Consider the following 25,406-nt stretch of genomic DNA (forward strand, 5'->3'; position numbering starts at 1 on the left):
TAACGAGCGCTAGTTGAGAACAAAGGCCGCGACCGAATTGGCCGCAATCTTGGTAATTGGCGTTGGGACCGGGCGGGGTCGCTGCAGGTCGGACGACGTATCGATCTCCTGCCGCCACTCCTTGTCTCCCGCCGCCGGAAGTTTGAGGTCCAGAGCCTGAGACTCCCGGTTGAACGCCAAAACGACCACATCCGACAAAGCGTCACCCGCAACGCTCTCGGCGCAGCCGCGCAGGATGAGGCACAGGCTGGACAAGCCCGGATCGCGCCAGTTCAGCGCCGATCCGTCCATCGCACGCCACTCGACGTCCGGTTTTCCGTCAGCTCGCTCGGCCCCGTGCAAAAAGCGGTTCTGCCGTAGTACAGGATGGTTGGCCCGGAATCGTGACAGTGCCGCGGTAAAGTCGACCAGTTCCTCGTCCATCGCATCCCAGTCAATCCAGCTGGTCGGGTTGTCCTGGCAATAGGCATTGTTGTTTCCGTTTTGCGAATTGCCACCTTCGTCACCGGCAAGCAGCATGGGCGTGCCCTGCGAAAGCAGGACGGTGGCAATCATGTTCCGTGACCGCTGGCGCCGGGCAGCGATGATCTGAGGATCTTCGCTTTCGCCCTCGACGCCGAAATTGTCGCTGTAGTTGCTGTGGTGACCATCCCGATTGTCTTCGCCGTTGGCGATGTTGTGCCGGTGCAGATACCGTGTCGTGTCTGCAAGTGTGAAACCGTCATGCGACGCCGCAAAATTGATCGATGACCATGCTTGCCGTCCCCTGGTGTCGAACAGATCCGCCGACCCCAGCAGGGCCGAGCCCATATCCTGTGCCGAATGCCCGTCGCCGCGCCAGAACTTGCGCACGGTGTCGCGAAAACGGTCGTTCCATTCGACAAATTCCGGCGGAAAGCGTCCCAATTGATAACCGCCCGGTCCGATATCCCAGGGCTCGGCGATCAGTTTGACACCCGCCAGCACCGGGTCCTGACGCAGTGCGTCAAGAAAGCCACCGTGCGCCTCGAAACCGTGCACTTCGCGCGCCAGCGATGTCGCGAGGTCGAAACGGAACCCATCAACGCCCATCGCCTGCACCCAGAAGCGAAGACTGTCCATTACCAGACGCAGCACGAAAGGATGGCTGACCTTCAGCGTGTTTCCCGTACCGGTATCATTCACATAATAGCGGGGCTGACCGTCGAGCAGCAGGTAGTAGGATGCGTTGTCGATGCCCCGGAAACTCAGGGTCGGACCCAGATGATCGCCTTCGGCGGTGTGGTTGTAGACAACGTCCAAAATGACTTCGATACCCGCTTCGTGGAACCGGTCGACCATTGCCCGAAACCCAAACACGCCGGATGGACCAAAGTACCGGGGGTCTGGCGCAAAGAACCCGATAGTGTTGTAGCCCCAGTAGTTTTTCAGCGAACGCGCGTGCAGGGCGCCTTCGGACGTGAATGCGTGGACCGGCAATATTTCCACCGCCGTGGCGCCGAGGCGGTTCAAATGGTCGAGAATGGGTTGCGACGCCAGTCCTTCGAATGTTCCGCGCACATGTTCGGGAATGTCCGGGTGTTGTTTGGTCAGGCCTTTGGCATGAGCCTCGTAGATGAATGCGCCATCCCAGCCCCGGCCGAGCGTAACGGCATCCGGCACAAAGCTGCCCGGGTGGGAAACTACGGATTTCGGAACATAGGATGCGCTGTCAGCTTCGCTAAAGGACAGATCCCCATAGGGCGAGTCGGGCAAGTAACCCAAGACGTCGCGATGATGGGTGAAACCGCCAAAAAACTCTCGGGTGTAAGGGTCGAGCAGCAGTTTGTTGGAGTTGAACCGATGCCCCCGCTCGGGCGCAAAGGGGCCTTCGACCCGATACCCGTACAGGGTTCCAGGCTTCAGGCCTGGAACATAGCCGTGCCAGACCGCGCCGTTTCTTTCCGGCAGCGGTAGCTGTTCCAGTTCGGTTTGCCCGTCGTCGGAGAACAAGCACAGATGAACGCGTGACGCATGTTCCGAAAACAGGGCGAAATTCGTGCCCTCGCCATCGAAATGTGCGCCCAATCGCGTCGGGTTCCCCTGACTGATTATCATGTCCTTACGGCCCATATCCTTCATGAGGCCAGCTCTTTGTAGAGTTGTGCATAAGCGGAGGCAGACCGTTCCCATCCAACCGGTTGCCGCATCGCCGCACGTTGCAGTGTCTGCCAGGTCTTTTTGTCGGCAAAAGCGTCAAAGACGCGGTCAAGAGCAGCCGTGATGCCGTCGGTTGTCACCTGATCGAACACAAACCCCGTGGCACATTCCATATCGAGCGCTGCGGCATTTGCATCAATCACGGTATCGGCCAACCCTCCGGTGCGGGCGACCACGGGCAGGGTTCCGTATCGCAAGCCATAAAGCTGGGTCAGGCCACACGGTTCAAACCGCGAAGGGATCAGGATAGCGTTGCTTCCGCCCTGCAACAGATGCGCGAACTCCTCATCATAGTCGATCAGTGTGCCCACCTGACCCGGATACTCCGAGCTTCCAGCGGCAAAAGCGCTTTCGAGGTTCGCCTCGCCTGTGCCGAGCACCGCCAGCTGACCGCCGCGCTGCACGACGTGCGGAATTGCGCCCGCCAACGCGTCCAGTCCCTTTTGTTGGGTCAGGCGGCTGATCACGCAAAACAACGGTCCGGAACTGTCGCTTGCCAGACCAAGGCGGTCCGCAATCGCCGCGCGGTTCTGAGCCTTGCGGGCTAGGCTGCGCGCATTGTAGCTGCGCGCCAGTGCGGGATCGTTGGCCGGGTCCCATACGCCGGTGTCAATGCCGTTGAGTATCCCTGACAAAGCGGCGGATCGTGCCTGCAAAACACCCTCAAGCCCCATTCCGTATTCCGGTGTCAGGATCTCGCTGGAATAGGTGGGGCTGACCGTGGTGATCCGGTCGGCAAACATGAGACCGCCTTTGAGAAAACCCAGAGCACCGTGAAACTCCAGCCCCTCGGGATGATACCAGTCCCCGCGCAAGCCCAGATGTCCCATGGCACTTGGATCGAACAAGCCCTGAAAGGCAATGTTATGGATGGTCAGGATGGACTTTGGCACGGAGCAATTCGCCTGTTTCAGATAAACCGGTACCAGCGCTGCCTGCCAGTCATGCGCGTGCACGATATCGGGCCGCCAGCCGTCCGGTCCGTCCATCCCGATCCGGGCTGCCGCCTGTGCAAGCGCGCCGAAGCGCAGATGATTGTCTGGCCAATCCTCTCCGTCGGGCGCCGAATAGGGCTTGCCGGGCCGGTCAAAAAGCTGCGGAGCGTCTAGCAACAGCAAATCCACACCTTCGGCACTCACTAGGACAAGCTGCCCGTACCCGCCCGGCAGATCGTGGAACTCGGCGACTTGACGTCCATCACTGAGCAAAGGCTGCAGAGAAGGGTAGGCGGGCAGCAAGGTGCGGCATTCAATCCCGTGTCCGGCAAGAACGTTGGGCAGTGCGCCGACCACATCTGCAAGCCCACCGGTCTTGATGAAGGGGGCGCACTCCGAGGCCGCCATCAGTACTTTCATATTACATTTCCAATTGATCGATCATGGCCTGTGTGATCAGGCATATGCCGTTCTCAGTGCGTCGGAACCGTTTGGCGTCAAGTTTCGGGTCTTCTCCCACGATCAGACCGGGCGGGATCTTGACCCCGCGGTCAATGACGACATTCTTCAGGTAGGCGCGGCGCCCGACTTCGCAGTAAGGCAGTGCGACGGTGCCTTCAAGCTGTGAAAAGGAATGGGTTTTCACGCCGGTAAACAGCAGGCACTGATAGAGCGACGAGCCCGAGATGATGCAGCCTCCGGATACCATGGATGATACGGCCTGTCCGCGCCGGCCCTCTTCGTTGTGGATGAACTTCGCCGGTGGGGTCAGTTCGGAGTAGGTCCAGATCGGCCAGTCGGTAGCGTAGATATCTAGGCCTGGCTTGAAATCGGTCAGGTCGATATTCGCCCGCCAGTAGGCGTCGATGGTTCCGACGTCGCGCCAGTACGGCGTGTCCTCAAGCCCCGACATCACACAGGACCGGCTAAAGGGGTGTGCCATCGCACCGCCTTCGGCAACGATGCCCGGAATGATGTCCTTGCCAAAATCATGGCTAGATGCGTCGTTTTTTGCGTCCTTTTCCAGAAGGCTGTAAAGGTATTCCGCCTCGAAAACGTAAATCCCCATGCTGGCCAGTGCCTGATCGGGATTGCCGGGCATCGCGGGCGGGTCCTCTGGCTTTTCGACGAATTCGAGGATTTTGTCGGCCTCATCCACGGCCATCACGCCGAACCCCTTGGCCTCTTCCCGCGGCACTTCGATACAGCCGACCGTCACCTTTGCGCCGGACCGGACATGCTGTTCGATCATCAGGGAATAGTCTTGTTTGTAGATATGATCACCGGCAAGAACTAAAATGTACTTTGGCCCGTACCCGCGCAGGATGTTGATATTCTGGGTCACCGCATCGGCGGTGCCCTTGTACCAGTTATCTTCGTCGAGCTGTTGAGAGGCGGGCAAAATGTCCAGTGACTCGTTGCGTTCCGCCCGGAAAAAGCTCCAACCCCGCTGCAGGTGCCGGATCAGGCTGTGGGCCTTGTATTGCGTGGCAACACCGATCCTGCGAATGCCCGAGTTCACTGCGTTTGAGAGTGCAAAGTCGATGATCCGCGTTTTGCCTCCGAAATAGACCGCGGGTTTCGCACGGATGTCCGTCATTTCCTTCAGGCGGCTTCCGCGTCCGCCGGCCAGAACGTATGCCAAGGTTTGGTTTGCCAGTCGGCGTCGGTCTTGTTTCATCGGGGTCCTCCCAAAGACGGCTCGAAACTATTCCGGCTCAAGTTCAAAGAATACAGTGGCAAGGGGCGGCACGGTCATGACGACAGAATGGTCGCAGCCATGTGCGGCAACCGGTTCGGAGGTCAGCCCGTCCCCGTTGCCTTGATTGCCGCCGCCGTAAAACATGGAATCCGTGTTCAGACGCTCGGCCCAGAAGCCGGGCAGGGGAACGCCGATCCGATAATCCGTTCGTGTAACCGGTGTGAAATTCGAAACGACAAAAACAGGGGCGCTGCAGTCATTTCCGTAGCGAACCCATGAAAACACCGAGTCAGTGGCATTGCCGCCGTCGATCCAGCGGAACCCATCGGCGCTGTTGTCCTTCTGGTACAGCGCGGGTGTCGCCCGATAGAGTGCATTCAGGTCGCGCACCAGTTGCTGGACGCCGGCATGTGGGGCGTGTTCCAACAGGTGCCAGTCCAGGCTTTGCTCGTGGTTCCATTCCGAGGCCTGCGCAAACTCGCCGCCCATGAAAATCAGTTTCTTGCCGGGATGTCCCCACATGAACCCGAAATAGGCCCGCAGGTTGGCAAAGCGTTGCCAGTCGTCGCCGGGCATCCGGCCCAACAGCGAGCCTTTGCCGTGCACGACTTCATCGTGGCTGAGCGGCAGCACGAAGTTCTCCGAAAACGCATAGTGCAGGCCGAAGGTCATTTTGTCGTGGTGATACTTCCGATGCACCGGATCTTCGGCCATGTAGCGCAGCGTGTCGTTCATCCATCCCATGTTCCACTTGAACCCGAACCCCAATCCGCCATCCGACGTCATGCCGCAGACACCCGGAAAAGCGGTGGATTCCTCGGCAATGGTCATGGCGTCGGGATGGGCGGCATAGACGGCTTCGTTCATGCGCTGGAGAAAGCTTATCGCTTCGAGATTCTCTCGCCCGCCATGGACATTGGGCACCCACTCGCCTTCCTTGCGCGAGTAATCGCGGTACAGCATCGAGGCGACCGCATCCACCCGAAGTCCGTCGATGTGATATTCCTCCATCCAGAACTTCGCATTCGCAATCAGGTAGTTGGACACCTCGGCGCGGCCATAGTTGTAGACCAGCGTGTTCCAATCGGGATGGAACCCCTCCTTGGGATCGAGATGTTCATAAAGCGCAGAGCCGTCAAAGCGCCCAAGCCCGTGCTGGTCTGTCGGGAAATGGCCCGGCACCCAATCGATGATGAGGCCCAGATCAGCCTGATGGCAGGCATCCACCAGCGCCCGGAAATCCTCGGGTGCGCCAAACCGCGCGGTCGGCGCAAAAAGCCCGATCGGTTGATAGCCCCAGGAGCCGCCGAACGGATATTCAGATATCGGGGTCAGCTCGATATGCGTGAACCCCATGTCGCGAACATACGCCACCAGATCGGTCGCAAGCTCGCGGTAACTCAGCGGGCGGCCACCATCTTCGGTAACACGGCGCCAGCTTTCCAGATGCACTTCGTAAACGGACATGGGCTGATCGACGCCGTGTCGCCCTTTTCGGGCGTCCATCCAGGCGTCGTCACCCCATTGATACCCGGTCAGATCGCGCACGACCGAAGCCGTCTTCGGGGGTAATTCCGCGCCAACCCCAACCGGGTCGGCCTTTTGCGGCAGGAGCTGCCCGTTATGGTCCGTGATTTCGTACTTGTAGACCGTGCCGTCGGCGAGACCGGGCATGAAAATCTCATGCACACCCGTTTCGCCGCGCCGCCGCATCACGTTTCGCCGCCCATCCCAGCCATTGAAATCGCCAATCACCGATACACGCCGGGCATTCGGTGCCCAGACCGCGAAATGCACGCCTTCTGCGCCCTCGTGCTCGGCAACATGAGCCCCCAGGGCGCGCCAAAGCTGCCCGTGTGTCCCTTCGCCCAGAAGATACTCGTCGATCTCCCCGAGATACGGGCCAAAGGCGTAAGCGTCCTGCTCGGTCCAGGTGTCTTCGCCTCGGGTCAGGCGCAATAGATAGGCAAACCGATTCTTCCGCCGTGGTATGATCCCTTCAAAAACGCCGCCTTCAGGATCAACCCGCGACAACGCGCACAGCCTCCGCCCGGTCTTTCGATCAAGTACTTCGACCGCATCGGCTTCGGGGTGAAAACACCGGATGATGAGGCGTCCCTCGACGCTGTGCATCCCGAGGACCGAGAACGGGTCTTCGTGCTCACCGCGGGCAATCGCCTGCACGGCATCGTCAGAGATCGGCGCTGCGTTCATGCGGTTTTCCCCAAAACCGTGGGTTCGGCGCTCTCGGCCTGCCAGATGTCGCGTGCATATCCTTTTGTCGTCCGATCCGACGAGAACCATCCCATGCTTGCGGTGTTCCGCAACGCCATCGCGGTCCAACCGTCAGTGTTGCGATAGGCCTCGTCCGCCCGGCGCTGGGCATCAAAGTAACTGTCGAAGTCGCACGTCACCAGAAAGTAGTCGTGGTCGTAGAGCGTTCCGATCAGCGCGTGATAGCGCCCTGTTTCTTCAGGCGAGAACCGGCCGTCGAATATCTGGCCCAGAACCCGTTCCAGCCGGGGGCTGGCGGCGATTGCGGCACGCGCGTATCCGTGCTGGGTGCGCCGTTCCATGACCTCCGACGCGGTCAGGCCGAACAGAAAGAAATTGTCCGACCCGACATGTTCCCGGATCTCGACATTTGCGCCGTCCAGCGTGCCGATTGTCAAAGCACCGTTCAGAGCGAATTTCATGTTGCCGGTGCCGGACGCCTCTTTGCCGGCGGTTGAAATCTGCTCGGACAGGTCGGCAGCCGGGATCAGGCCCTCGGCCATCGTGACATTGTAGTTCGGCGGGAACACAACCTTGAGCAGGTCCGAGGTTGTCGGATCAGCATTGATGATCTTTGCCACATCGTTGATCAGACGCACGATCTGCTTGGCAACGTCATAACCCCGCGCGGCCTTGCCGCCAAAGATCTTCACCCTCGGTGTCCAGTCCTTGTTCGGATTGTCCCGCATCTCATTCCACAGCGCGATGGTCTCAAGAATATTCATGAACTGGCGCTTGTATTCGTGGATGCGCTTGATCTGCACGTCAAACATGGCGTCCGGGTCGACATGGACACCGCATTTATCCGCGATCCAGTTCGCCAACCTTTCCTTGTTTTGCCGTTTGGCGGCCTGGAAATCATTCAGAAAGGCCCGGTCTCCGGATCTCTCCTTCAGCAGTTTCAGCTGTTCAAGGTTGGCGACCCAGCCGTCCCCGATTTCCCGTGTGATCAGATCGGAAAGGTTCGGGTTGCAGGTGTGCAACCACCGGCGCGGCGTGATGCCGTTGGTCTGGTTGACGATCCGCGACGGGTGAATACGGTGCAGATCGGCAAAGACCGTGTCTTTGACCAATTCGGTGTGCAGCGCTGAGACGCCATTGACCTTGTGCGCCATGATGAAGGCAAGTTCACCCATGCGGACCTCGCCATGCTGCAAGATACGCGGACAGCCCGGATATTGTTGTTGCTGCAGGTCGTCGATGACACGAATGATCTCAAGATGCCGGGGCAGAACGCGGCCCAGAAGCCCCTCGTGCCAGCTTTCCAGAGCTTCCGGCAACAGCGTGTGATTGGTGTAGCCCAGGCACCGCCGGGCGAGGGTGATCGCCTCGTCCAGCGGCAAACCATGGTCGTCAGCCAGAATGCGCACCAGTTCGGGCCCGGCAATCGCGGGATGTGTGTCGTTCAGTTGAATGGCGACGGCATTTGGCAGTTCGTGGATATCATCGTGGTCGGTCAGAAACCGGCGCAGCAGATCCTGGATCGAGGCGGCGGTGAAAAAATACTCCTGTTTCAGGCGCAGTTCCTTGCCGGCATCGGTTGTGTCGTCAGGATAGAGAACCCGCGAGATCGTTCTGGCCAGCGCCTCGGACCGGCTGGCCGCCAGATAGTCGCCCCTGTTAAAGCTCTCCAGATCAAACTCGTTCTCGGGCTGCGCTGACCAGAGGCGGAGGGTATTGCCCCATTTGCCCTGCCAGCCGACAACCGGCGTATCGAACGCCTGCGCCACGACAATGTCCGAAGGATGCCATTCCGCCTTACCATCGTGGTGATCGACATAACCGCCGAACGCGATCCGGTACCGCACTTCGGGCCGCTCGAACTCCCACGCGAACCGTTGGCTCAGCCAGGTTTCGGCTTTTTCGATCTGCCGCCCTTCAAGGAAACTCTGCTCGAACAATCCGTGTTCATAGCGAATTCCGTAGCCGTATGCGGGAATGCCAAGGGTGGCCAGGGAATCCATGAAACACGCGGCTAGCCGCCCGAGGCCGCCATTGCCCAACGCGGCATCGGGTTCATCGTGGAAGATTATTGCGGCGTCCTGACCCAGCTCGGCAAGCGCCTCTTGAACTACTTTCGTCAGCCCCAGGTTCGCCGCCATATCCTCGATCATGCGGCCGATGAGGAATTCCATCGACAGATAATAGACACGCTTTACCCCGGACTGATACGTCGCGCGCGTGCTCTCAAACCACGGGTCAACGATACGATCCCGCAAGGTCAGTGAAAGCGCCATGCGCCAGTCATAGGTCGAGGCGTGCGGGGCGTCTTTGCCGAGCGAGTAGCTGAGGTGTCTGAGGATTTCTGATTTCATGATAGCGCGTTATTCAGGAGTTTATGGTTGATCGGGTTTGATGGCTACGCCTATCCCATCGGACATGCTGCCGTGTTTCAGGAACTGGACACCTTTGGCCTCAAGCGTCGTGCGCATTGCTTCGACCGTCGCATGTGCCACTCCGCTTTTCCCGGCCTCGAACCTGTGAACCGTCATGTGGGAGACACAGGACATATCCGCGAACTCCTTCAACGAAAGCCGGAGTGCGTGGCGGGCCATTCTGAGCTGTTCAGGTTTCACCATGTCCTCCTTTATGGGCGGTCGCATCATGGGCCGCAACGTGGTTCAGGCATCGTTGCCGCAATGACTAGCTTTTTTGGTATTCCGTCAAAGCCGCAACGCAACCCTTTTTCCAGATTAGGTCCAGCCAGCGCTCAAACTCTGCGACAAATGCCTGTTCGTTGATCAATCGGCCATAAAACGCCTTTTGTTCCAACCAGGCGATTGGGCGGGTTTTGGCCTCGCGTGCTGCCATCGTCAACTTGCCCCAAAGAGGATCGTTGGGCTCGATTTCCGAACCGTCTTCGCGTGTTCCATGGCACATTCTGGCCCACAGCGCTTCGACAAGGGCCAAGCCTTTGGCCGACCTGCCTGCGACCAGCTGATCACGGACGATTGGCAGAACAAACCCGCTATGGCGCGACGACCCATCGAAGGCCACACGGCGGGTCGTGTCGACGATCCGCGGATTCGAGAAGCGTTTCTCGATAAGCTCATAGTAGCCCAGCGCTGTCATTTCCGGAACCGGAGCAACCGTCGGAGCGATCTCAGTGGTTTGAATTTTCTTGAAAAACCGCGCGATCGACGGCTGGGCCATGCATTCAGAGATGGTCGGAACACCCAGCAACTCGCCGACATTCGCAATCACCTGATGGCCGGCGTTGAGCATTCGAATTTTCATGTTCTCGTACGCATGGACATTGTCCGAGAATGTCGCCCCGACGTGGTCCCAATCAGGGCGGCCATTGCAAAAACTGTCTTCGATGACCCATTGGCGAAAGGACTCGTGCGTTACAGGTGCAGCATCGCGCACCCCCAAGTTGCGTACCAGCTTCAGTTCATTTGGACCGACCGCAGGCGCTATGCAGTCAACCATGGAATTCGGGAACGTTGCATTCTGCTGAATCCAATTTGCTAGGTCCGGGTCCGACATGTGCGCAAGCGAAACCACCGTTTGCCGCAATACTTCTCCGTTGCCCTGAAGATTGTCGCAGCTAAGCCCTGTGAAGGGTTCATAACCCGCAAGCCGCCGCCTGTGCAGTGCGGCGACAATGGCTCCAAACACGGTGCGCGGGGTTTCGGGGTTTGCGGCGTCGTGCTGAATATCCGGATGTGTGGGGTCGAATTCCTTGGTTGCCGGATCTATGAAATAACCCCCTTCCGTGACCGTCATCGCCACGATCCTGATGGCAGGGTTTGCCATCGCCGCGATCAGCGAGGCGTTGTTTTCTTCGATGGGAAGGTAATCGATCATCGAACCGATGACCTCGGCAAAGGTACTTTCGGGTTCGAGTTCCATCAATGTCGTCAGGCAGTCCTGTGCCAACAGTTTCTCGCGCATTCCCGCATCGTAAGCCCGCACACCGGCACCGATGATGGCCCAGTCATGCGCTTCGCCTGCCTGCATGAGGCGGTGCAAATACCAAGCCTGGTGCGCGCGGTGGAAATTTCCGACCCCGATATGCACGATGCCCGGTGTCAGGCGGGATCGATCATAGTGCGGGTGTTCGATCGGCAGCTGGTCAAGTGTCGAGTTTGAAAGTGGAATTAGCTCATCCATTGTCCGCCATCCACATTGTAGCATTGTGAAACGATGTAATCGGCTTCGCTGCTCGCTAGAAACACGGCCATGCCGGTCAGATCTTCGGCCGCGCCCATGCGCCCATAGGGAACGCCAGCGCCGACCTCTTTCTTTTTCTGGCCCGGCGCCTTGCCCTCGTATTTGGCAAAGAACGCGTCCACCCCGTTCCAGTGTTCGCCGTCCACCACGCCGGGTGAGATTGCGTTGACGTTGATGCCGTGTTTGATCAGGTTTAGCCCGGCGGATTGCGTCAGACTGATCACCGCCGCTTTTGAGGCGCAATAGACGGATACCAGCGGTTCGCCACGGCGCCCGGCCTGGCTGGCAATATTGATGATCTTGCCTTTCACGCCAGCTGCAATCATGTGACGGGCCACCGCCTGCAGCGTAAAAAGTGTTCCGGCAAAATTGATGTCGAAAACGCGCTGATAGTCGCTGCGCGCAACTTCGACAATCGGTGCCGCCGTGAACACCGCGGCGTTGTTGATCAGGATGTCTATCTGACCGAAGGCGGATATTGTCTCGTCCACCGCGCTCTCGATGCTAGATTGGTCCGTGACATCCATCTTGATCGCAATCGCGGCATCGCCGAGGTCCTTGGCCGAGGCTCGCGCCTGTGCGATGTTGATGTCACCGATCGCCACTCGGGCTCCCTCGAGGATATAAGCCTCGGCGAAGGCGCGCCCGATTCCCCGGGCGGCGCCAGTAATTAGGGCTGATTTTCCAGCCAATCGCATCATTCGATCCGCAAACCTTGGGCGTCGAATTTATGCAGTTGGTCCAGCTGCGGAGACAAATAGATCGTATCCCCGTGCCGCACCGAGATATCGCCGGTGATGCGAACGGTGATCATGTCTGCAAGCCCGGTGTCGTGAACATGAATGAACGTGTCCGATCCCAGATGCTCGGCAACACCGACACGTCCCTTCCAGGTTCCCTCGGTCATGCTGACATCGGTGTGTTCGGGCCGGATTCCAATTGTATGTGCCCCAAGCTTCTGAGCTTCTTCACCCTCGATGAGGTTCATTTTGGGCGAGCCAATGAACCCGGCGACAAATACGTTTTGGGGCTTGTGGTACAGTTCGAGGGGCGAACCCACCTGCTCGATAAACCCGGCCCGCAAGACGACGATCTTGTCTGCCATGGTCATCGCTTCGACCTGGTCGTGGGTCACGTAGATCATGGTCGTTTGCAGCCGCTCGTGCAGCTCGCTGATTTCCAGCCGCATCCCTACCCGCAAGGCGGCGTCAAGGTTTGACAACGGCTCGTCGAAGAGGAAGGCGGCGGGTTCGCGGACAATCGCGCGCCCGATGGCGACGCGCTGGCGTTGCCCGCCCGATAGCTGGCCCGGCCGACGATCGAGGTAGTCGGTGAGGTTCAGCGCCTTGGCGGCCGCTTCGATTCTGCGGTTCTGCTCGGTTTCATCGATATTGGCCATACGCATCGGAAACGCGATGTTCTTGCGCACCGACATATGCGGATACAGCGCATAAGATTGAAATACCATGGCCAGACCACGCTTGGCGGGTGGTGTGTCGGTCGAATCCTGTCCGTCGATAGCGATGTGGCCCGAGGTGACATCCTCCAATCCCGCGATCAACCGGAGAAGGGTGGATTTGCCGCAGCCCGAAGGGCCGACGAAGACGCAGAACTCCCCGTCTTCGATGGTGAGGTCCAGCGGAGGAATAACCTGGACGTTGCCGAAGCTCTTGCTTACCTGGTTCAGTTGAATTTGTCCCATAGGTCTGTTCCTTCCTTATTTCACGGCGCCGAAGGTCAGGCCGCTTACGAGTTGTTTCTGGCTGAACCAGCCAAGAATGAGGATCGGCGCAATGGCCATGGTGGATGCCGCGCTGAGCTTGGCGTAAAACAGCCCTTCGGGGCTTGAGTAACTGGCGATGAAGGCCGTGAGCGGCGCAGCCTTGGCGGCTGTCAGGTTGAGGGTCCAGAACGCCTCGTTCCATGCCAGGATAAAGTTCAAGAGAACCGTCGAGGCGATGCCGGGCACGGCCATGGGCGTGAGAACATAGAGGATCTCTTCCTTGAGGGCCGCCCCGTCCATCCGTGCCGCTTCAAGAATTTCGCCGGGGATCTCCTTGAAGTAGGTGTAGAGCATCCAGACGATGATCGGCAGGTTCATGAGCATCAGCACGATGACCAAACCGGTTCTGGTATCCAGAAGCCCAAGATTGATGAACAGCAGATAGATCGGGTAAAGCACGCCAACCGCCGGGAGCATTTTTGTGGAAAGCATCCAGAGCAGAATGTCCTTGGTACGTTTCGAGGGCACGAAAGCCATCGACCAGGCGGCTGGTACTGCGACGATGATGCCAAGCAGCGTGGAACCGCCGGCAATGATGACCGAATTCCAGAGGAACCGCATGTAGTCAGAGCGTTCCATCACCACCGAGTAGTTCTCGAGTGTCCAGTCAAAGGCAAGGAACACCGGCGGGTCCGATATGGCCTGGGCTTCGGTCTTGAAGCTGGTCAGGATCGTCCAGAGGATCGGGAAGAAGATCAGCAGACCTACACCCCATGCGGCGGCTGTGTTGATGATCTTGCGTTGTTGGGTAACTGCGCGGGCCATAATATCCTCCTCACGCGTCCAGGTTCTTGCCGACCATGCGCATCAGGAAGATGGCAACGATGTTGGCGAGAATGATTGCATAGACACCACCGGCGGAACCGAGACCGACATTCTGGCTCTCCAGCACACGCTGGTAGATCAGATAGGTCAGTGTCCGTGTGCCGAACGAACCCTGCGTGGTCACGAAGATCTCGGCGAAGATCGCCAAAAGGAAGATCGTCTGGATCAGGACCACAACGGTGATCGCGCGGCCCAGGTGGGGCAGGGTGATATAGCCAAAGCGGGCAAGCGGCGGGGCGCCGTCCATCTCGGCTGCTTCAAGCTGTTCGCTGTCCAGGGACTGGATCGCCGTCAGCAGGATCAGTGTAGCGAAGGGCAGCCATTGCCAGGAAACGATCATGACGATCGAGGTCAGCGATGCCTGGCTGAGCCATTCGACAGGGGCCGCTCCGAAGAACTTCCACAGATGGGCAAACAGTCCGTTCACCGGATCCATGAACATGTTCTTCCAGACCAGCGCCGAGACGGTGGGCATGACAAAGAACGGGGCGATCACCAGAATACGGACAATACCTTGTCCCCACATGGGTTGGTTGAGGAGGATCGCCAGCAGAACGCCGAACACAACGGTGATAATCAGAACCCCTCCGACGATGGCCAGCGTTGCCAGAACGGATGGCCAGAACGAACTGGAGGTTACGAAACGGACGTAGTTGTCCAACCCCACCCAGCCAAGGTCGCCGCCACGCAGCGGAAGGTATTTCTTGAATGAAAAGTAGAGTGTCATGATTAGCGGGACGAGCATCCAGCCAAGAAGCAGGACCACCGCCGGTGCCATCATCAGGCGCGCCGCTGATCGGGAATGTTGGGTTGCCATGGGGCACCTCCTCTGTTGACTGCCAACGGGCGGTCTGAATCGAAGTGTCGATGTAGAGAGAGTACACAACCCGAGGGGTGACGTATTGGCTGCCACCCCCCAGATCGGGGAGAAATCGCCTAGTAGCCGGCGGCTTCCATTTCGTCAGCCGTAAGGGCCTGCGCCTTGTCCAGCGCTTCTTCAACAGACTGCTGCCCTGCCAGTGCGGCCGAGATTTCCTGGCCGACCTGCGTTGCAATGCCTGCAAATTCAGGAATGGCCACGAACTGAACGCCGGTGTAGGGCACTGGCTTGACCGAAGGTGCGGTCGGATCAGCGGCGTTGATCGAGCCGAGCGTCATGGCCGCAAACGGAACCTTGCTGTATTCCGGGTTCTCATAAAGCGAAGTCCGCGTGCCGGGCGGTACGTTTGCCCAACCTTCCTTGGAAGCGACCAGTTCGGTGTATTCCTTGGACGTTGCCCAAGCGACGAATGTCTTGGCCGCATCGGTTGCGTCCGAACCGGCCGGAATGGCCAGCGACCATGCCCACAGCCAGTTGCCACGCTTGCCCAGCCCGTTATCCGGGGCCAGCGCAAAGCCAACCTTATCGGCAACGGTCGAGTCATTCGGGTTTGTCACGAAGGATGCTGCAACGGTTGCGTCAATCCACATGCCGCATTTACCCTGCTGGAACAAAGACAGGTTTTCATTGAACCCGTTCGTGGATGCGCCCGGAGGACCATAGTTGTTCATCAGGTCCATGTAGAAGTTTACGGCCGTCGCCCACTCCTCACCGTTCAGTTCGGGCTTCCATTCCTCGTCGAACCACCGGGCGCCGAATGAGTTGGCCATCGCGGTCAGGAACGCCATGTTCTCGCCCCAGCCGGCCTTGCCGCGCAGGCAAACGCCGTAGATCTCGTTTTCCTTGTCGGTCATCGCCGCCGCGGCTTCTTTGATGTTCTCCCAGGTCGGTGCCTCGGGCATCTCGAGACCCGCATTTTCCATCAGGTCCTTGCGGTACATGACCATCGAGCTTTCGCCATAGAACGGTGCGGCGTAAAGTTCACCGTCGACCGTCAGGCCGTTCCGGATAGCGGGCAGAATGTCGTCGGCATCCCATTCCGCCGGCAGATCGTTGAGCGAAACCAGCCAGTCCTGCGCCCCCCAAATCGGGACTTCGTAGGTGCCGATGGTCATCACGTCGAACTGGCCGCCTTTTGCCGCGATATCCTGCGTGACACGCTGGCGAAGGACGTTTTCTTCAAGCGTCACCCACTCAAGCTGGATGTCCGGATGGGCCGCCGTGAACTCGTCGCTCAGTCCCTGCATGCGGACCATATCGCCGTTGTTCACGGTCGCGATTGTAACTGTTGTCTGAGCGTGAACCGCTCCGGACATGACCAGTGTCATCGCCGTTGCGGCGGCGAGTGATTTATGAAGTGACATCAAGGCTCCTCCCCTGAGAATTACAAAGTACAGAGAGCCTACGAAAGATAAGTACGCGCAGTCAATAAAATTTTTACGCGCGTAAATGACTTGGAATTTACGAAGCCTTTTTTGATGGTTAGGCGGAATCCCTCATGACGAGAGAGCCGCCGAACAGGGTTATGGACCGCTCATTTGACCGCTGTTCTGATTCTATGGCTTTGAACAAAGTTGCCACGGCCGTCTCGGCGATAGCCGTGTAATCCTGGGCAATCGTGGTCAGCGATGGGCATGTGAAGCGCGAAAACGGGTGATCGTCGTGACCTGCGATGCGCAAGGAACATTCCGGGCCATGTCCAACCCTGATCCCCTGTTGATAGGCTGCCGAAAGCAGGCCGATGGCCAATCGATCGTTGCTGCACAGTATCGTGTTTGTGGGAAACGCGCTTTCGGCAAGCATCCGTCCACCTTCCGACTTCCCGATTTCCTCGAAATCCCAGCCCTCACCCTTTGCCTTGAAGATATGGGTCGGGTGCCCAATCCGGTCCATTGCTTCGACAAATGCCTGATGGCGCTTGTTCGCGTTAGGGTTCGACGGTGTTTCCATTTCGAAGAAGCAAGGAGGTTCGCCACTTCGGAAAAGGTATTTTACAATCAAATCAATCGTTTGATAGTTGTCTATGCCCACAAATGCTTCGCCGCCATTAACCACATCTGCATCAAATAAAACCAACGGCACGTCCTTGCCGTAGTTTCTGATATACGCCTCGTCGGATTCTCGGCCAAACGGTGCAAGCAGTACGCCCGCGGGTCTGAGCGATTTCAGAGCCTCGAGATTCTCCCGCTCACGGTGCGTCCGACCATGAGAACTCAGAACAATTGGATTGTAGCCTGCCTCAACGCATGCAAGCTCGATCGCCCGGCTGATTTCGTTGAAGAACGGGTCGGCCAGATTTGGAACGACGATGCCAATGCTTTTTGTCGTCCTGCGGTTCTGATTCATTGCGTAAAAATTGGGACGGTAGTCGTATTGTTTCAGCGCCTTCTCAATCCGCTGCCGCGTTGATTGCCTTACACTTTCAGGGTCGTTGAAGTATTTTGACAAAGTGGGGCGTGAGATCCCGCTGGCCTTTGCGAACTCGTCCATATTTCGGAACTTTCGCTGTCCCATTTTTTACGCACCTGCTCCTTTACTATTACGCGCGACGCAGTGGACGCAACTTAGCGAGACCTCAAATCGTGTGTCAAGTTTGCGGTTTTCGGAGTGGGTCAAGCGCTGGGCTGAGGTGCTTCAGTTTACCCAAGGAGTGGCGAGGTTGGAGACTTGTTAGCAAAAGGAACTCAAAGCAGGTCGGCGTCTCACTGAGCCGGAGATGAAAAGTGAGGCAGGGACGCCGTCAGAGCTAAGCATTTTGCCGGGCCGGCGAAGCAAACAGGTCAGCGGACCGCCCCGAAATCAGTTGCGTCGCGTGTCAGGCATCCATCTGACTGCTGAGGTACTCACCCGTGCGGCGATAGTGACTGACCAAAAGCCGTGTGGTCGCGTCGGCATCCCGATCCAGCGCTGCATCCAGTATCTCCTGATGTTCGGCCGCGATATTACGTTCCTTGTAGGTCGGTCCGTCCGCCGCAAGATACCGATAGCGGATATTCAGATCGTAAAGCTGCGAACAATATCTCAGAAGCATCGGCAGGCCTGAATTGCTGAGCAACGCCATGTGAAATGCTTTATGGGCGTCCTCGAAATTCGCCGTGCCCTGTTGACTTGCCCTTCTCATGTGATGGTGGCGCAGGACAAGCTTGTCTTCCCAATGAGCATCTGCGTTCCCGATTGAGGCACGCAAGGCGGTTTCCTCCAGTGAGCACCGCAACAGTAGAATTTCCTCGAAATTCGCCTTACTAACTGGCGCCGCGCGGAAACCGCGCTGGTCAATCCTTTCTACCAACATGTCCGAGGTCAAAAGGCTGAGCGCCTCGCGAACCGGGCTGGCGCCTGTGTTCAACAATCCACGCAACTGCTCGATCTTCAGTTTTTGTCCGGCTGGGAGTTCACCGGTCAGGATCATCTTGCGCAGTTTCCGGTAGGCGCCATGCGTGGCGGATTTTTCCTTACCCTCGGTATCAAGCATGACATCCATATCTGTCTTTTCTAATGCGGCCCGGCAACGCCTGCCTCGCCCTTCAGCTAAGCGTGTTTACACCGGTCGAAAGCCCAACCGAAAGGTTGATTGAGCCCTCGTTTATCAGCCAACGGCGCAGCACAAAACTACGGGCGCCGCTCTTGTGCATAGGGTCATTCTCAGCCAGTTCCCGGGCCGCCTCCAGACTGTCCGCTCGGTAAATGATCAATCCCATACCTTGCATGTGCTCGCCTGTTTCGTCGGACATTGGACCTGCAAAGGCCAGCTGGCCTGAACGTTCAAGCTGCGCTTGGTAGACCAGATGGTCCGGTAAAGATGCCTTCACATCTTCAGGTGCCTTGGCGGGCGTGCTGTGCACAACATATAGCTCCAAGGCCAATGCCCCCCGGCTCTTTGCCTCTGATTTGTAGTCCGCCCACGCGACCATCACAGCCTCCAAAAATATCGATATTATTTGACATATCTCAAAATAGTGGGCAAAAATCAAGTGAACTGGCAAGGATGGTGAGAATGAAGTACCTGGTGGGCGAGACCTCGAAAGGCACCGAAGTCTTTGTCGTAAACGGCGAAAACGCAGTGAGTATAACGGCCTTGGATGCAGCCGTTGGCCCCGATCTGATGGGGCTTATCTCCAGTCCGGGTCTGGCCGACTCATTGACACCCAAAATCGCTGCTGCCGTGAGTGTCCCAGTGTCATCCATCACCCCTGCGCTGCCTGTGACCGCGCCCGGTACGATTATCTGCATGGGTTTGAACTACACCGACCACATCAAGGAAGGTGGCTACGACATTCCCGAATACCCGACGCTTTTCATGCGCGGTAGAAATTCGATCATGGCGGCAGGGCAACCCATGGTCCGGCCTGCATGTTCCGAAAAGCTCGACTACGAAGCCGAGCTGATGCTGATCGTTGGAAAACGCGGTCGTCATATCCCGGAAGAGGATGCGCTGGATTACGTGTTTGGCTACACAGTGTTCAACGACGGATCCCTGCGAGATTATCAGCGCAAGACGCTGCAATGGACGCCAGGCAAGAATTTCGACGACACCGGCGCGATTGGACCTTTCACCGTAACACCGGATGAACTGCCCGAAGGGGCGGCAGGTCTCAAGATCGAAAGCCGCGTGGGTGACGAAATCCTGCAAAGTTCAAACACCGCCAATATGATCTGGGGGGTTCGCCAGGTTCTTGCAACGATCTCGGAATACACGACGCTCGAGCCGGGGGATCTGATTGCGATGGGCACGCCACCGGGTGTGGGCCACGCCAAAAAACCAAACCCGCGTTGGCTGAAGCCGGGTGAGACGGTCGAGATCGAGATCGAAGGCATCGGCATTTGCGCGAGCCCTGTGATCGATGAGAAAGATGCAAAATCAAGAGTGGCCGCAGAATGAGCGCACCGAGCGGAGCAGAGTTGGAAGCATTACGTGCCAAGGCGCAGCAAGATCACCGCGATCTTCGTGCCCGCATTCCACGGCTGTCGGACGATGCAATCGCTCTGATCCTGCGCGAGTCCAGATCTCACTACGCATGGACCGACAAGCCGGTCCCCGATGCGTTGCTCAAAGAGATCTACGATATCACGATCAATGGCGCGACCAGTATGAACACGCTTCCGGCGCGCTTTGTTTTCGTGAAAAGCGCGGAGGGCAAAGAGCGGCTTGCCAAATCGCTGAAACCGAAAAACGTCCCCAAAATGATGGGCGCTCCGGTCACCGCGATCATTGCCTATGACATGGAGTTCTGGAAGGAACTGCCGTTCCTGTTCCCGCACGAGGACCGACGCCCGCTGTTCGAAAACAACCCGGAATACGTGGCGGATACGGCCTTTCGCAATGGGACCTTGCAAGGCGCCTATTTCATGATCGCAGCCCGCGCGGTTGGACTCGACGTTGGTGCGATGTCGGGTTTTTCGAACAGGATCGTCGATGAAGAGCTCTTCGCGGGCACAACGCTCAAGTCGAATTTCCTGTGCAATCTGGGATACGCGGACGAGACGGGTCTGTTTCACAAACTCCCCCGCTTTCCGTTCGAAAAGGTGTGCTCATACGCTTGAGGAGGTGGCGCCGTGGCTGTCAAAATGAAAACCGTTGTGACGTACCGAACGACCGCCCAATGTCCAACTCACGCACGAACTGAGATACCTGTTCGCGATCTAAATGTGGTCATCGATGAACCCATCGAGCGTGGTGGGACAAATCAGGGTCCATCACCGACCGAGGCGGCAATGACGGCGCTGATCGCCTGCACCAATGTCATCGGCCACAAGAATGCGCATCGGCTGGGGGTTGATCTCGGCATGGTGACCATCGACGCGAATTGCAAGTTCGACCGGCGCGGCGTTCTGATGGAAGAAGAGATCGCCGTCCCGTTTCCTGAAATCACGCTCACGGTTCTTTGCGACACGCGCGCCAGTCAGAAGGAGCTTGCGCGCGTGGGCGAGGAAACGGCGAAATATTGCGCCATTGCAAAACTGTTCAAAGCTGCGGGCACGGACCTGACTGTCAATTGGGTCAAAGCCGGCTGACACAATGAAAAGGCACGACTTTCTGGGAGGAGAGACAATGAAAAACTGGACCAAAAGCGGCCTGTTCGGAGCTGCGTTGGCAACTGTCTTGGCGGCGCCTGTAGCAGCGGAAGAGACCATTTCAGCCGTCGTAATCGATGGTTATCCCGACCGTGCATTGTGGGTGAAAGAGTTCACGAACTTCTTCATCCCTGAGGTCGACAAGCGGCTCGCGGAGTCGGGCAATTACAAGATGAACTGGCAGGAAAATTACGGCGGTTCCATTGTGAAGCCGAAGGGTGTTCTGGAAGGTGTGCAACTTGGACTTGGCGATATCGGCATCGTCACCACTATTTTTCACTCTTCCAAACTGCCCAGCCAAGGGATTTCCGGTTCTACGCCATTTGTAACATCGGACGCCCGTGCCGTGGCCAAGGCGGTGGACGAAATCGCTCGTGAATTCCCGGCCATGCAAAATGAATTTGCGGCCCAGAACCAAGTCTATCTGGCGACCGGGGTTGTTCTCGATACCTATCAGGTGTTCTGCACGAAACCGGTGTCTTCGGTTGCTGACCTTGAGGGCCGAAAAATCGCCGGGGCGGGGCTGAACCTACGCTACCTTGAAGGCATCAAAGACGCTGCGGGCGTCCGCGGAGGCCTGACCGATTTCTACAACATGCTGCAAACTGGTCTGGTCGATTGCGGAATGCTTTGGCCCGAAGCTGCCAAGACATTCAAGATCGCCGAAGTGGCCCCCTACATGCTCAAGGCTGATCTGGGCGCTGTGAACTCCAAGACCATCACCGTCAATGCGGACTATTGGGCAGGCCTGCCTGATGAAATCAAAGAGGTACTGAAGGCTGTCGCCATCGATTACCGCGACCACGTTGCAGGGATCGCGATGGACCGGGCTGCGGCATCGCGGGACGCGTATGTCGAAGCTGGTGGTACGATTGTCGAAGTGTCCGCTGAAGACCGTACCGCTTGGGCCAGTGCGATGCCCAATGTGGCGCAGGAATGGGCCGCCACACTCAATGGCAAGGGAGAACAGGGCACCGAGATGCTGGCAGCCTACCTTGGCAAGCTTCAGGACGCCGGTTTCACGGGCGTGCGGGACTGGACAGCCGAATAGTCAAACGGCGACCCGGGAAAGGGTTGTTTCATGCTGAAGTCTGCAGTTTCTGGGCTGTCGCGGGTCGCTAACACCCTCGCAATCGCCGCCAACGCCCTAGGCACGCTGGTCGTGCTGGCGTTGGTGGTTGTCCTGAACGTCGATGTGATCGCCCGCGGCCTGTTTTCCGCGCCGCTGAGAGGCACCTACGAAATGGTGCAGTTCTCTGTTGTGATGATCGTCTTTTTGCAACTCGCTGACGTTGTCCGAGTGGATCGGCTGACTCGGTCTGACGGCTTTCTAAACCTTCTGCACAATCGCCGCCCGGGCCTGACCGCAAACCTGCGGCGCATCATCAATGCAGTCTCGGCGATCTTCATGGCTTTGATCGCCTATGTCACGTTCCCCGAGTTCTTGCACATGTGGGAAACGCAGGACTATTTCGGAGTGCCGGGCCTGTTCACCTTGCCGTGGTGGCCCGTCAAACTGGTTATTGCCTGCGGGACAGCACTTGCCAGTGTGATTTTCCTGCTCAAGGTCATCACCGCCCAGGATCGCCCGCAGTTGATCCGCACTCCCGAGCATGACGAGGCTTCAACATGACGCCGATTGAGATTGGCCTGATCTCGGTCGTTGCCATCGTTTTTCTGATCTATGCGGGCGTCTACATACCGATTGCGCTTGGCGTGGTCTCGTTTGTGTCCATCTGGCTTATGCGGGACAATTTCACGCTGGCCCTCAACCTCTTGAAGGTGGCGGTTGGCGACAGTGCAATGGAATACAGTTTCGCCACCATCCCGCTCTTTACCTTTATGGGCCTCATCGTTTCAAAGGCCGGGCTTGGCAGAGACATCTACCAAGTCATGACGATGCGGTTTCGCAAGGTCAAAGGAGGTATCGGTATGGCGACGGTCGGCGCAAACGCCGTCTTTGCGGCGGTGACCGGATCTTCGATTGCGTCTGCGTCGGTATTCACCAAGGTCTCGGTGCCGCAGATGATGGCGCAGGATTACAACCCGCGCTTTGCGGTCGGCGTAGTCGCCGGGTCGTCTGTGTTGGGCATGATCATCCCCCCGTCGGCCATGTTGATCATCTATTCCTTTGTCGCCGAACAATCCGTGGGCGACATGTTTTTGGCGGGTGTCATCCCTGGCATCATGCTGGCGATCGCCTATGTCGCTGCGATCTGGGTCATGGGCCGCTTTACCCCCGGTTTCGTGGGCGGTCGCTTAGTTGGGGACTCGGAGTGGATGTCTGGGCGTGAGATCGCGTCCAAGACGTTGCCAACCGTGTTCATTATCACCGTTGTGCTCGGCGGCATTTACACCGGATGGCTGACAGCGGTCGAGGCGGGTGCAGCCGGTGCGCTGGTTGCGCTGATCATTGCGGTGGCGCGGAAGTCAATGTCACCCAGGGCGTTCTGGGATGCCTTGCTCGAAACCGGGCACATCACGGCAGCTATCCTGTTCCTGATCACGGCGGCGTCGATCTACAGCCGCATGCTCGGCCTCGCAGGCCTGCCCAACCAACTGCAGGACTTGCTGGCTGGCAATTCTGCATCGTTCTGGTCGATCATGCTGCTCTACGTGGTTTTGATGCTGTTCCTGGGCACGCTGCTCGATACAGCATCGATCATCCTGATCGTGGTGCCACTGTTCCTGCCCATGGCCGAAGCGCTTGATATGTCGCTGATCTGGTTTGGTATCATCACAGTCGTCGGAGCGGAAATCGGTCTGCTGACCCCACCGCTGGGCATTTCCTGCTTTGTCATCAAGTCTACGATCAACGATGACCGCATATCGCTTAAAGACGTGTTCATGGGGGCGCTTCCCTTCGCCTTTGTGATGCTGATCGTGCTTTTCATCCTGATCGAGTTTCCGATCCTAAGCCTTGCCCTGATCTAAGGAGGCCAAGATGCGCACAGTCACCAAGGACAATATCACCGACGTGTTCATGGGGTATCTGTCCAAGGATACTGACCCGCGCCTGCGCGAAATCATGGGCTCGCTGGTCAAGCACCTCCACGATTTTGCGCGCGAAACCAATCTGACCCATGACGAATGGCGTAAGGGCATCGCGTTCCTCGAAGGCTGCACAGCAGTCCAGACGGAGGACCGGCATGAATTTGTTCTGGCTTCCGACGTGCTGGGCCTGTCGTCTCTGGTTGATATGCTGCATTCCAGCCCAGACGCCACAAGCTCGTCAGTGCTGGGGCCATTCCACGTTTCCGGTGCACCACCTCTGGCAATCGGTGGAGATATGAAGCGCCACTACGGTGGTCCGGTGCTTCTCGCCGAAGGTACAATCAAGGATACGGACGGGAACCCAATTGCTGGTGCCGAGCTTGATATCTGGCAAACCGCGCCAAACGGGCTCTACGCCAGCCAGGACGACGAACAGGACACGTATTCGTTTCACGGCTTGATGACCGTTGGCGCAGACGGACGATATGCGTTCACAACCGTTAAGCCCGTAGAATACACCGTGCCGTCAGACGGGCCGGTTGGAGACATCCTGCGGGCCTGTGGGCGCCATCCATGGAGGCCTTCCCACCTGCATTTCATCGTGAAGGCGCCCGGATACAAGTCTTTGGTCACCGAGATATTTCCGGACGATGATCCGTATCTGGACGAAGACACCGTTTTTGGTGTCCGCGATGATTTGGTGATGACCTATGTGGAACGCCCCGCCGCCGATTTCCCGGACGGCATGGAGATTTCCGGTCGGGTGATGGAACCATTCCTTCACGTAAATTTTGACGTAACCCTCGCACGCGATTGAAGGAGCGCTAACCTGACACAGAAGAACTGAGTGAATTGCCGGAACACGGTACTTCAAAGAAATCTCACTACCATCTCTAAAAGGAGGTTCAGATGATCCGCACAATGGCCGCAATAACACTTTTCGGAAGCAGTTTTGCCTCGGGTGCCGTCCTTGCCCAGGCGACCAATGTCCAGCAACCGATGGGTTTCTTTGTAACTTCTATCGGTTTGGGTGACGGAGGCAACCTGGGCGGCCTCGAAGGGGCGGATGCGCATTGCCAGAGCCTTGCCGAGGCCGCCGGCTCCGGCGACCGGGTATGGCGCGCCTACCTTTCGACGCAAGAAGAGGGCAAGCGTGGAATTTCGGCACGAAGCCGCATTGGTCAGGGTCCTTGGTATAACGCGCATGGCGAGTTGATTGCGTCGGATCTCGATCAATTGCACATCTTGCCTAACATCTACTATCGGACGGCGGTCGACGAAAACGGGAGTACGATCAAAGGGCGGGGCGACAGCCCAAATGAACACGACATACTAACCGGGACACAAGCCGACGGTACGGCATATTTCCCCTGGCAAGAAGGCGACAAGACGTGTTCGAACTGGACCTCAAATGGAGAAGGTGCGGCGACGGTGGGTCACCATGACCGGCATGGTGGCGGCAATACGTCCTGGAACGCGGCACACAACAGCCGTGGATGCTCGGCAGAAGACCTTCGGGGTACCGGCGGGAACGGTTACTTTTACTGTTTTGCTGCCGACTGAGAGTTGGGACGGGTCTGAGTAAAT

The 25,406-nt window shown here is 57.9% G+C and carries 23 protein-coding genes; 8 read left to right on the forward strand and 15 right to left on the reverse strand.

Features of this window, described 5'->3' with window-relative positions:
- Positions 1-9: 9 nt before the first annotated feature.
- From glgX to GOX53_RS20165, 15 genes are all read right to left on the reverse strand, one after another.
- The gene (glgX, locus tag GOX53_RS20095) at positions 10-2,100 is read right to left on the reverse strand and encodes a glycogen debranching protein GlgX (RefSeq protein ID WP_254446654.1); all 2,091 of its coding nucleotides are present in this window, start codon (positions 2,098-2,100) and stop codon (positions 10-12) included.
- Positions 2,097-3,533 (reverse strand): glycogen synthase GlgA, encoded by a 1,437-nt coding sequence (glgA, locus tag GOX53_RS20100; RefSeq protein WP_171179529.1) that lies wholly within the window; start codon positions 3,531-3,533, stop codon positions 2,097-2,099. Before glgA ends, glgX begins: the two co-directional genes overlap by 4 nt.
- Position 3,534: 1 nt before the next feature.
- The gene (gene glgC, locus GOX53_RS20105) at positions 3,535-4,794 is read right to left on the reverse strand and encodes a glucose-1-phosphate adenylyltransferase (RefSeq protein ID WP_171179530.1); all 1,260 of its coding nucleotides are present in this window, start codon (positions 4,792-4,794) and stop codon (positions 3,535-3,537) included.
- Between the two features lie 27 nt (positions 4,795-4,821).
- Entirely contained in the window at positions 4,822-7,029 is a 2,208-nt protein-coding gene (gene glgB / locus GOX53_RS20110) for a 1,4-alpha-glucan branching protein GlgB (RefSeq protein WP_171179532.1), read from the reverse strand.
- Positions 7,026-9,404 carry a glycogen/starch/alpha-glucan phosphorylase gene (locus GOX53_RS20115; protein ID WP_171179534.1) on the reverse strand — a complete coding sequence of 793 codons (2,379 nt, stop codon included), beginning with the start codon at positions 9,402-9,404 and terminating at the stop codon, positions 7,026-7,028. Before GOX53_RS20115 ends, glgB begins: the two co-directional genes overlap by 4 nt.
- A gap of 21 nt (positions 9,405-9,425) precedes the next feature.
- Entirely contained in the window at positions 9,426-9,695 is a 270-nt protein-coding gene (locus GOX53_RS20120) for a helix-turn-helix domain-containing protein (RefSeq protein ID WP_371810370.1), read from the reverse strand.
- A 37-nt stretch (positions 9,696-9,732) separates the two neighbouring features.
- Positions 9,733-11,205: a mannitol dehydrogenase family protein gene (locus GOX53_RS20125; RefSeq protein WP_171179538.1), complete on the reverse strand. Its 1,473-nt coding sequence runs from the start codon at positions 11,203-11,205 to the stop codon at positions 9,733-9,735.
- Complete coding sequence (locus tag GOX53_RS20130; RefSeq protein ID WP_305851960.1) at positions 11,193-11,966, reverse strand: L-iditol 2-dehydrogenase; 774 nt, start codon at positions 11,964-11,966, stop codon at positions 11,193-11,195. Before GOX53_RS20130 ends, GOX53_RS20125 begins: the two co-directional genes overlap by 13 nt.
- Positions 11,963-12,967 (reverse strand): ABC transporter ATP-binding protein, encoded by a 1,005-nt coding sequence (locus GOX53_RS20135; protein ID WP_171179540.1) that lies wholly within the window; start codon positions 12,965-12,967, stop codon positions 11,963-11,965. The genes GOX53_RS20130 and GOX53_RS20135 overlap by 4 nt, the downstream gene beginning before the upstream one ends.
- A 15-nt stretch (positions 12,968-12,982) precedes the next feature.
- Complete coding sequence (locus tag GOX53_RS20140) at positions 12,983-13,813, reverse strand: carbohydrate ABC transporter permease (protein ID WP_171179542.1); 831 nt, start codon at positions 13,811-13,813, stop codon at positions 12,983-12,985.
- Between the two features lie 10 nt (positions 13,814-13,823).
- The gene (locus tag GOX53_RS20145) at positions 13,824-14,690 is read right to left on the reverse strand and encodes a carbohydrate ABC transporter permease (RefSeq protein WP_171179543.1); all 867 of its coding nucleotides are present in this window, start codon (positions 14,688-14,690) and stop codon (positions 13,824-13,826) included.
- A 119-nt stretch (positions 14,691-14,809) separates the two neighbouring features.
- Positions 14,810-16,081, reverse strand: a complete 1,272-nt coding sequence (locus GOX53_RS20150; RefSeq protein WP_254446663.1) for a sugar ABC transporter substrate-binding protein — start codon at positions 16,079-16,081, stop codon at positions 14,810-14,812.
- A 154-nt stretch (positions 16,082-16,235) separates the two neighbouring features.
- Positions 16,236-17,267, reverse strand: a complete 1,032-nt coding sequence (locus GOX53_RS20155) for a LacI family DNA-binding transcriptional regulator (RefSeq protein WP_171179547.1) — start codon at positions 17,265-17,267, stop codon at positions 16,236-16,238.
- A 301-nt stretch (positions 17,268-17,568) separates the two neighbouring features.
- The gene (locus GOX53_RS20160) at positions 17,569-18,234 is read right to left on the reverse strand and encodes a GntR family transcriptional regulator (RefSeq protein WP_171179549.1); all 666 of its coding nucleotides are present in this window, start codon (positions 18,232-18,234) and stop codon (positions 17,569-17,571) included.
- A 43-nt stretch (positions 18,235-18,277) separates the two neighbouring features.
- Positions 18,278-18,664 (reverse strand): YciI family protein, encoded by a 387-nt coding sequence (locus tag GOX53_RS20165; RefSeq protein WP_171179551.1) that lies wholly within the window; start codon positions 18,662-18,664, stop codon positions 18,278-18,280.
- 83 nt (positions 18,665-18,747) lie between these two features.
- Between GOX53_RS20165 and GOX53_RS20170 the strand changes: the two genes are divergently transcribed.
- The 8 genes from GOX53_RS20170 (at position 18,748) to GOX53_RS20205 (ending at position 25,382) form a co-directional block, all read left to right on the forward strand.
- Positions 18,748-19,632: a fumarylacetoacetate hydrolase family protein gene (locus GOX53_RS20170; protein ID WP_171179553.1), complete on the forward strand. Its 885-nt coding sequence runs from the start codon at positions 18,748-18,750 to the stop codon at positions 19,630-19,632.
- Positions 19,629-20,294 carry a malonic semialdehyde reductase gene (locus tag GOX53_RS20175; protein ID WP_171179554.1) on the forward strand — a complete coding sequence of 222 codons (666 nt, stop codon included), beginning with the start codon at positions 19,629-19,631 and terminating at the stop codon, positions 20,292-20,294. Before GOX53_RS20170 ends, GOX53_RS20175 begins: the two co-directional genes overlap by 4 nt.
- Positions 20,295-20,318: 24 nt before the next feature.
- Positions 20,319-20,765 (forward strand): OsmC family protein, encoded by a 447-nt coding sequence (locus GOX53_RS20180; protein ID WP_171179650.1) that lies wholly within the window; start codon positions 20,319-20,321, stop codon positions 20,763-20,765.
- A gap of 37 nt (positions 20,766-20,802) precedes the next feature.
- Entirely contained in the window at positions 20,803-21,876 is a 1,074-nt protein-coding gene (locus GOX53_RS20185) for a C4-dicarboxylate TRAP transporter substrate-binding protein (RefSeq protein ID WP_171179556.1), read from the forward strand.
- A gap of 30 nt (positions 21,877-21,906) precedes the next feature.
- Positions 21,907-22,458 (forward strand): TRAP transporter small permease subunit, encoded by a 552-nt coding sequence (locus tag GOX53_RS20190; RefSeq protein WP_171179558.1) that lies wholly within the window; start codon positions 21,907-21,909, stop codon positions 22,456-22,458.
- Positions 22,455-23,759: a TRAP transporter large permease gene (locus GOX53_RS20195; RefSeq protein WP_171179559.1), complete on the forward strand. Its 1,305-nt coding sequence runs from the start codon at positions 22,455-22,457 to the stop codon at positions 23,757-23,759. Before GOX53_RS20190 ends, GOX53_RS20195 begins: the two co-directional genes overlap by 4 nt.
- A 10-nt stretch (positions 23,760-23,769) precedes the next feature.
- Complete coding sequence (locus GOX53_RS20200) at positions 23,770-24,636, forward strand: dioxygenase (RefSeq protein ID WP_171179561.1); 867 nt, start codon at positions 23,770-23,772, stop codon at positions 24,634-24,636.
- Between the two features lie 92 nt (positions 24,637-24,728).
- A complete protein-coding gene (locus GOX53_RS20205) occupies positions 24,729-25,382 on the forward strand; it encodes a hypothetical protein (protein WP_171179563.1) in 654 nt (217 codons plus the stop codon).
- Positions 25,383-25,406 lie beyond the last annotated feature (24 nt).

Origin of the sequence: Ruegeria sp. HKCCD8929 (assembly GCF_013031405.1) — a bacterium.
In the GTDB taxonomy this organism is placed as follows: domain Bacteria; phylum Pseudomonadota; class Alphaproteobacteria; order Rhodobacterales; family Rhodobacteraceae; genus Ruegeria.

Excerpts from the sequence above, each read along its gene's own strand:
- glgX (WP_254446654.1), bottom strand. The coding sequence starts at position 2,100 with ATGAAGGATATGGGCCGTAAGGACATGATAATCAGTCAGGGGAACCCG.
- glgA (WP_171179529.1), bottom strand. The coding sequence starts at position 3,533 with ATGAAAGTACTGATGGCGGCCTCGGAGTGCGCCCCCTTCATCAAGACC.
- glgC (WP_171179530.1), bottom strand. The coding sequence starts at position 4,794 with ATGAAACAAGACCGACGCCGACTGGCAAACCAAACCTTGGCATACGTT.
- glgB (WP_171179532.1), bottom strand. The coding sequence starts at position 7,029 with ATGAACGCAGCGCCGATCTCTGACGATGCCGTGCAGGCGATTGCCCGC.
- GOX53_RS20115 (WP_171179534.1), bottom strand. The coding sequence starts at position 9,404 with ATGAAATCAGAAATCCTCAGACACCTCAGCTACTCGCTCGGCAAAGAC.
- GOX53_RS20120 (WP_371810370.1), bottom strand. The coding sequence starts at position 9,695 with ATGATGCGACCGCCCATAAAGGAGGACATGGTGAAACCTGAACAGCTC.
- GOX53_RS20125 (WP_171179538.1), bottom strand. The coding sequence starts at position 11,205 with ATGGATGAGCTAATTCCACTTTCAAACTCGACACTTGACCAGCTGCCG.
- GOX53_RS20130 (WP_305851960.1), bottom strand. The coding sequence starts at position 11,966 with ATGATGCGATTGGCTGGAAAATCAGCCCTAATTACTGGCGCCGCCCGG.
- GOX53_RS20135 (WP_171179540.1), bottom strand. The coding sequence starts at position 12,967 with ATGGGACAAATTCAACTGAACCAGGTAAGCAAGAGCTTCGGCAACGTC.
- GOX53_RS20140 (WP_171179542.1), bottom strand. The coding sequence starts at position 13,813 with ATGGCCCGCGCAGTTACCCAACAACGCAAGATCATCAACACAGCCGCC.
- GOX53_RS20145 (WP_171179543.1), bottom strand. The coding sequence starts at position 14,690 with ATGGCAACCCAACATTCCCGATCAGCGGCGCGCCTGATGATGGCACCG.
- GOX53_RS20150 (WP_254446663.1), bottom strand. The coding sequence starts at position 16,081 with ATGACACTGGTCATGTCCGGAGCGGTTCACGCTCAGACAACAGTTACA.
- GOX53_RS20155 (WP_171179547.1), bottom strand. The coding sequence starts at position 17,267 with ATGGGACAGCGAAAGTTCCGAAATATGGACGAGTTCGCAAAGGCCAGC.
- GOX53_RS20160 (WP_171179549.1), bottom strand. The coding sequence starts at position 18,234 with ATGGATGTCATGCTTGATACCGAGGGTAAGGAAAAATCCGCCACGCAT.
- GOX53_RS20165 (WP_171179551.1), bottom strand. The coding sequence starts at position 18,664 with ATGGTCGCGTGGGCGGACTACAAATCAGAGGCAAAGAGCCGGGGGGCA.
- GOX53_RS20170 (WP_171179553.1), top strand. The coding sequence starts at position 18,748 with ATGAAGTACCTGGTGGGCGAGACCTCGAAAGGCACCGAAGTCTTTGTC.
- GOX53_RS20175 (WP_171179554.1), top strand. The coding sequence starts at position 19,629 with ATGAGCGCACCGAGCGGAGCAGAGTTGGAAGCATTACGTGCCAAGGCG.
- GOX53_RS20180 (WP_171179650.1), top strand. The coding sequence starts at position 20,319 with ATGAAAACCGTTGTGACGTACCGAACGACCGCCCAATGTCCAACTCAC.
- GOX53_RS20185 (WP_171179556.1), top strand. The coding sequence starts at position 20,803 with ATGAAAAACTGGACCAAAAGCGGCCTGTTCGGAGCTGCGTTGGCAACT.
- GOX53_RS20190 (WP_171179558.1), top strand. The coding sequence starts at position 21,907 with ATGCTGAAGTCTGCAGTTTCTGGGCTGTCGCGGGTCGCTAACACCCTC.
- GOX53_RS20195 (WP_171179559.1), top strand. The coding sequence starts at position 22,455 with ATGACGCCGATTGAGATTGGCCTGATCTCGGTCGTTGCCATCGTTTTT.
- GOX53_RS20200 (WP_171179561.1), top strand. The coding sequence starts at position 23,770 with ATGCGCACAGTCACCAAGGACAATATCACCGACGTGTTCATGGGGTAT.
- GOX53_RS20205 (WP_171179563.1), top strand. The coding sequence starts at position 24,729 with ATGATCCGCACAATGGCCGCAATAACACTTTTCGGAAGCAGTTTTGCC.